Source organism: Streptomyces himastatinicus ATCC 53653, assembly GCF_000158915.1.
GTDB classification, from domain to species: domain Bacteria; phylum Actinomycetota; class Actinomycetes; order Streptomycetales; family Streptomycetaceae; genus Streptomyces; species Streptomyces himastatinicus.
Genome location: NZ_GG657754.1, coordinates 7,540,678 through 7,541,971, shown reverse-complemented (window position 1 = coordinate 7,541,971; position 1,294 = coordinate 7,540,678). Strand labels below are relative to the sequence as shown.

Annotated in this window: 1 protein-coding gene and 1 pseudogene; one reads left to right on the top strand and one right to left on the bottom strand. The window is 75.0% G+C overall.

The features are described 5' to 3' along the window. Nucleotides 1–62 precede the first annotated feature (62 nt). Nucleotides 63–693, top strand: a pseudogene (gene eda, locus SSOG_RS31970) (bifunctional 4-hydroxy-2-oxoglutarate aldolase/2-dehydro-3-deoxy-phosphogluconate aldolase). Nucleotides 694–702: 9 nt separating this feature from the next. On the opposite strand, the gene SSOG_RS31965 reads toward eda, so the two are convergent. Then, a partial coding sequence (locus SSOG_RS31965) for a histidine phosphatase family protein (protein WP_009718404.1) occupies nucleotides 703–1,294 on the bottom strand: 592 nt, incomplete at its 5' end.

Sequence of the window (1,294 nt, the reverse complement as noted above, 5' to 3'; positions counted from 1 at the left end):
GTGCCATTGCGTCCTCCGCAACGTGCGTTGCGGGTCATGCCACGCGCCCGCAGAATGGTCCCGTGACAGACGACAACGCACCCTCCCTGCTCGATCTCGCCCCCGTCATCCCCGTCGTCGTCATCGACGACGCGGCGGACGCGGTCCCGATGGCCCGGGCCCTGGTCGCGGGGGGCCTTCCCGCTATCGAGGTCACCTTCCGTACCCCGGCCGCCGCCGATGCCATCCGGGCGATCGCGGCGGAGGTGCCGGAGGCGGTCGTCGGTGCGGGCACCGTACTCACCCCCGGCCACGTGGACACCGCCGTCGCGGCCGGGGCCCGCTTCCTGGTCAGCCCGGGCTGGACGGACCGGCTGCTGGGCGCCATGCGGGACTCGGGGATTCCGTCGCTGCCGGGCGTCTCGACCACGTCGGAGGTCGTGGCGCTGCTGGAGCGCGGGGTGACCGAGATGAAGTTCTTCCCGGCCGAGCCGTCCGGCGGTACGGCCTACCTCAAGGCCCTCGCGTCCCCGCTCCCGGACGCCCGCTTCTGCCCCACCGGCGGCGTCAATGCCACCCGCGCCCCCGACTATCTCGCGCTCCCCAACGTGGGGGTGCGTGGGCGGCACCTGGATGCTGCCCGCGGACGCGGTGGCGGCGGGCGACTGGGCGCGCGTGGAGTCCCTCGCGCGGGAAGCGGCCGCCCTGCGGTAAGGGGGGCGCCTACCGCAGGTGGGACGTGTCGTTCAGGAGGCGGAGCGAGGCGTTGCCGTCGCCGTAGTACGCCACCGCAGACAGGGACGCCGCCGAGAGTTCCATGCGGAACAGGGACTCCGGCGGGGCGCCGAGGGCCAGGCGGGTCAGGGTCTTGATCGGCGTGACGTGGGTGACGAGGAGCACCGTACGGCCCGCGTAGCGGGCGATCAGCTTGTCGCGGGAGAGGGCGACGCGGCGGGCGACCGCCGCGAAGGACTCGCCGCCGCCCGTGGGGGCGGTCTTGGAGGAGGCGAGCCAGGCGTCGAGGTCGTCCGGGTGGCGGTCGCGCACCTCGGCGAAGGTCAGGCCCTCCCAGGCGCCGAAGTCCGTCTCGCGCAGCCCCTCGTCGACGCGGACGTCGAGGCCGAGCCGGGCGGCCACCGCGTCGGCGGTCTCGCGGCAGCGCTTCAGGGGCGAGGTGACGATGGCCTGGATGGTGCCGCGCGCGGCGAGGGAGGCCGCGACCAGCTCGGCCTGGCGGTGCCCGACGTCCGAGAGGCCGGGGTCGGTGCCGCCGCTGCCGGAGAAGCGCTTCTCCGGGGTGAGCGGCGTCTCGCCG